The 4,891-nt window shown below is 40.3% G+C and carries 5 protein-coding genes and 1 pseudogene; all 6 read right to left on the bottom strand.

Annotated elements, in window-relative coordinates:
- Positions 1–174 precede the first annotated feature (174 nt).
- The gene (cas6, locus tag BN587_RS10495) at positions 175–936 is read right to left on the bottom strand and encodes a CRISPR system precrRNA processing endoribonuclease RAMP protein Cas6 (protein WP_021721097.1); all 762 of its coding nucleotides are present in this window, start codon (positions 934–936) and stop codon (positions 175–177) included.
- On the bottom strand, positions 933–2,177 hold the full coding sequence (csm5, locus tag BN587_RS10490; RefSeq protein ID WP_021721096.1) for a type III-A CRISPR-associated RAMP protein Csm5: 1,245 nt from the start codon (positions 2,175–2,177) through the stop codon (positions 933–935). The genes cas6 and csm5 overlap by 4 nt, the downstream gene beginning before the upstream one ends.
- Complete coding sequence (gene csm4 / locus BN587_RS10485; protein WP_049897216.1) at positions 2,170–3,183, bottom strand: type III-A CRISPR-associated RAMP protein Csm4; 1,014 nt, start codon at positions 3,181–3,183, stop codon at positions 2,170–2,172. The genes csm5 and csm4 overlap by 8 nt, the downstream gene beginning before the upstream one ends.
- 3 nt (positions 3,184–3,186) lie before the next feature.
- A complete protein-coding gene (gene csm3, locus BN587_RS10480) occupies positions 3,187–3,882 on the bottom strand; it encodes a type III-A CRISPR-associated RAMP protein Csm3 (RefSeq protein WP_021721094.1) in 696 nt (231 codons plus the stop codon).
- A complete protein-coding gene (gene csm2 / locus BN587_RS10475; RefSeq protein ID WP_049897215.1) occupies positions 3,882–4,370 on the bottom strand; it encodes a type III-A CRISPR-associated protein Csm2 in 489 nt (162 codons plus the stop codon). The genes csm3 and csm2 overlap by 1 nt, the downstream gene beginning before the upstream one ends.
- Positions 4,367–4,891: pseudogene (locus BN587_RS11570) on the bottom strand (type III-A CRISPR-associated protein Cas10/Csm1); the annotation flags it as partial. The gene csm2 and the pseudogene BN587_RS11570, both read right to left, overlap by 4 nt.

The following is a 4,891-nucleotide window of genomic DNA, read 5'->3' as shown; positions in this document are numbered from 1 at the left end:
TTTCCGTCCCCTAATTTGGGGTTATCTCTGAAATCCTGTCCCTGCAAGTCCGCCTGTCATAAGGTCTGCGCCCGCCATTTGCGGCGCAGGCCTTACCAACAGACCACTTGCCCTAAAAACAACCTGCCTCGCACCCTCCAAATCCACTCTGCAAGCGGTGCGGCGCAGTTTCACTCAAAATCTTTCATTCAATGATGTTTTAACTGCTCCCATTCCCAAGGCAGTCTTAATTCCAATACCGCTATAATTAGCATATTCACCCAACATAGCGATAATCCTGTTGCACATCACATTATTTTTCATGCCTAACACATATAAGCCTCTAAATGCCGGTATACGTGCGCCATCTACACTAAAGGAGTGCAAGCTAAGTTTATAATCAGCAACGTATGTTTCCTGTGCCAAGTCTTGTGCTAATCCAAGCGCATCCAATCTTTCCTTATCAGCAAAGCTGTTCCAGCGCTTTACAAGACTGCCAAGCAGAAATTGCGGTTGAGGGAAAATTACATATTGCCCTTCGCTTTTAAAACTGCAGGATGTCAAAAAATTACAGCTTAAATATTTTCCTGCTAAAGGCTGTGCAAAGCATTTTTCTGCAATTGCAGCATAACTGGTTTCCGGCAGATATTCCTTGCTCACAAGCTGTACTTCCATCTGTTTTTTCTTCAGATAAACAGTCGCCGGCAGTGAAAAGGCTGCTCCCAATAACTCATCATCTGCTTGCTTATTCAGCGACGTCAAACGCCAGTAAACACCGGCACGTTCCTTATCAAAATAAAGATACTGGCTATACGGACGCAAGCTTTGTTGATGCAAAAGCTCTGCATATGTGCTGTCAATATGCTCCATCAGCACGCCGTGCAGCAATGAGCAGGCAGACTGCGTAAGCTTTGCACCTGCCGGAGCAGCTAACTTTATTTCCAATGAACGAATCATACTTTGCGCACCTCCGCAACTCCCATCAGCATCAGCTTACCATTATAATTTGTACATTTAAGAGTACGTGGTGCAATAATCTTATCGCGCAGTAAATGCTTGTGATTTTTAAAGCTTTTGTCCAGTAATACCTTGATAGTATTTTTAGCAGTATCTTTATCCGGAGCCAACATAGCTAAAAGAGTTTTACTCAAAAAGCCTGTATTACCGCCAAGGAACATATTGCCAGCTGCTACACCTTGAAATGCTTCCTGATACTCTTTTCCAAACGCCTGTTGCAGCAAATCTGTCACCGCCGCAAAAAAGCTGTGCGTTGCCTTCAATAAATCGTCAACGCTGCTAATGCCAATGGTACTCATAACAGCCTTTTCAATCTTTACATCAAAGAACAGCTCTGCTTTTGGAAGCATGCATTCTCTGAAAATCGGAAGTTTTTTGGGAGAAGCCTTGCCAAACTTGTCAAATCCGCCATCAACTTTTTGCAAAATAGCTGTCTGCATATTCCGGCTTGCATAAGTATCACTAACCTGTAAACCACGCATTGCACTGCAAACCGCATTCTTGTTACTGATATTGCGCTCCTTATCATCTTTCAGGCGTAGTGTATGTAGCAGTTCACTTTCTAAACTTGCAGTTAGCTTGTCAATTTCTTTAGCAGCCTGATCTTTCTTCTTTTTTATTACCGAATAAGGCATTATTTGTAATTCTCGAGGCTTTCTTTCCTCTTCCAGCAGCGTTTTAATTATATCCACTTGCTGTTTAATATAACACCAATATTTGCTCTTGATATCCTGTCTTTTCTGCAAAAGACTATACAAAATCGCTGTTCTGAACACGCCTTTTATGCTGCTTCCCGGAACATATAGACTTCCATCAGGCTGCTGAATATGTCTGTTAATATCATTGAGTGTTTTCTTTTTTTCGTTATCCATCAGATTAACTGTTGCCTGTGCTTCTGAAGTTATAACAGTACGAACATCATCTATATCATATCCCTGCATCTGAAGCCATTCCAACAAGCTCTGTTTATCCCTGAAGTTTGCAAGATAGCTTTCATATTTTTCCAACAGCATATGCTTATAAATAAACATATGCCATTGATGCAGATTTAAGAAAAACACCTTCTGCCTTCTGCTATCATACAAATAATCCTTAGCTCCCAACACTATACCGTCAGAAATATTTATAGGTGTAACTACCTTCAGGCACATTTTTGCTGTTTCAAATTGTTTGCTATTCATTTTTTAACCCCACAAACATTCCTATTCCATCACGGTAAACATCATGTGCTAAACCGTCCACAGTCTGCTGCAGCATTTGTCCGCGTAATCTTTCAGGAAAGCATGAGCCTTCCTGCAGCATGTAAATACTATTACGCTTAATATTATCTTTTGCCGCAGATGAGGTAATAAACCCACCACGCTTAATCAGCTTATAGCTTCCCTGCTTAACCACTGCCAATTCATCAGAACGTGGACAAACAGGAGCGAGGCACATTTGATACTTACTTTTTTCGTTATACAGCATCAGTGCGATGGCAGTATCATCGTCATAGACACCACCATCATCAAACAGCTCCAATTCATCATCAGCCAGTTCGAATTTACCATAGCCACTGCTACGCTTGCCACCTATGCCACTATAGCCAAGACTAAGCAACAACTCCTTGATCAAAGTAAACTCTTCTTCATGTTCAACACCCAGTATGAAATACAAGCCGGAGTGCTCACTGAATACGTAACTGCCCACATAATATGGAAGCGGTTTTTCCTCACGCAACGCAACTCTTCCGGCAACAAGCGGCGCTGCAAACTCAGGCACAGCAAACTGTCTATCACCGCTACCGGACTCCAGCAAACTATTAATCTGCGAAGTACGTATATATGTTGATTTTTTCTGCTTTTTCAGCTTAGTAGCTAATTGTTTGATTTCCTCAAAGCTTTTTGCGGACTGTTGCTCTTCTTGCTCTAGCTTTAGCAACGGTTTTGGTAAGTAAAAATATAAATCATCATCAGCAGTACGCCAATAGGGAAATAAGCTGGAAAAAACTATCTTTCCTTCTGCTGTTTTTTTCACCAACTTTTCTACTGCATCACTCCCTTTATTTGCAGCTTCATTACACAAGGCTGCAAACAATGTATCCGCACTGCATTGAATTGAAAACTTATCCAAACCGCCGCCATTGGCAGTGTCACCGAAATGTACCGGTGTCAAAAATTTCAAGGTAAAAATATAATACATCATCATGCATCAATCCTTAAACAAATCCTCATAGGCTGTTAAATCTAAATCCGGCTTACCAATAGCCCGCAACTTAATATCATGTAATCTTACCCTGCCATATCCACGAGAACCATGTCCGCCAAGATAATCGTTAGCCAACAGTTCAAAACCTTCAGCCAAGGTTTCTAAATCTTCTTGTACATCCTGCAGATTTTCAACATTATAAACCAGCTTAAAGTCAAACTCCGCTCCTGCCGGTACACGTTCAATCTGACGTGGATTAGCTACACCACTGGCTCTGTTAATAGTATTTTCGAATTTAACCTCACCAATGTAAGTGTCTGTTTCTATCGCATTGAAATTGTTTTTAGTATCCTCCGTTACAAACAAGTCAAAAAACTGCAGACGAGCCGGCATAGCATAATTTTTGCCGCTGGCACCAAACAAGCGTGCTACAATTTCATTATCATCAGCAACCTTATTTAAAACATAACCATCACAATTTATCTTTGCCAGCAAAGTTCTAATCTTGCCTTTTAAAGAGCTGCCAGGAATAATTGGCGCATGACTAAACGGATCACGGATAAAGGGGCTGTCTACTGCACCAATCGGAGCAAAGTCACTGCTTCCGCCAATATGCATACCTGTCAGTACCTGTAAAATACCTGATAGAACTATTTTTCCCTGCAATGGCTGTTGTTGTCTTTTCTGTTCTTCCATCATTAATCCTTACCTCCTAAAAACTTATGATATGCAACGAGTGCTTCTACATATTTAGTGAATTTCACAAATCTAGCTAAACTATCGCCAATACTATCGATAATAATATCCAGCTTTGAAACTGTCATAAATTGTTTTACAGCGGCTGTTCTTCCGGCCTGATAGAGCAAATTAACCTTTAAAAATTTAATTTCAGCAGTCAATTCTTTAGATAAAGCTTCAGCACCTTTGTTTTTTGCCTTATAAAGGTCAACTTTATTGCGCACAACATTTACTGCTGTCAAAAACTTTCTGATTTGCGAGGTGGTAACATCAATTTTAGTATTATCGTATCTATCTTTATATTGCAGCCCTTTAATTGCTTTTTCTGCCTCAGTTACAACATCAAAATTTTCAAAATCAAATTGTTGTCCTTTTTTCTGCATATTAGGTCTGCTATTCTGCGCATACCCGGCTTTGACAAGTTGTTCCCGCATATTATTAACCATCATGCATCCTCCTTCGTATCACGAATATAATAAATAATTAAGTCTAGAGCTGTCCGTAACTGTTTTCTGGCATCAGCATCTTTAAACCATTTATACATCTGCTGACTGAATTCATTGTAGCACTGCTGCAACTGTACCGAGGCTTTTTCCGGCTGCATACGTCCAAGCGTATAGGCAAATCTTGCCAGATTCATGTTGTCATCCTTTTCTTCCAGTAAATTCAGCAGTCTATAAAGCATAGCTTTGCCAGCCTTCAATTTATTATTGTCAATAGTATCTATATTCAGGTGCTGTAAAAGAAATTGCAGCTTTTCCTTACAAACCTTATCGGTAAACGTTGTCCAGTCATAGATATGTTCACAGCATAAACCGCTTTCCGCATTTTTCTGTTCCGTTTCAAAGCCAAATAAAGCAATGCTGTTTTTCATTTTGTTGCTACTCTTAGCTGCACTCTCCAACATACCGGTAATTTCAGCCATCTTGCTTATCGGATATCCATGACTGAACATTGCCAATCCTGCTGA

The sequence above is a fragment of the Phascolarctobacterium succinatutens CAG:287 genome (assembly GCF_000434895.1).
In the GTDB taxonomy this organism is placed as follows: Bacteria; Bacillota; Negativicutes; order Acidaminococcales; family Acidaminococcaceae; genus Phascolarctobacterium_A; species Phascolarctobacterium_A succinatutens_A.
The sequence above is the reverse complement of the archived record's forward strand: the minus strand, read 5'-3'. Positions and strand labels throughout refer to the sequence as shown.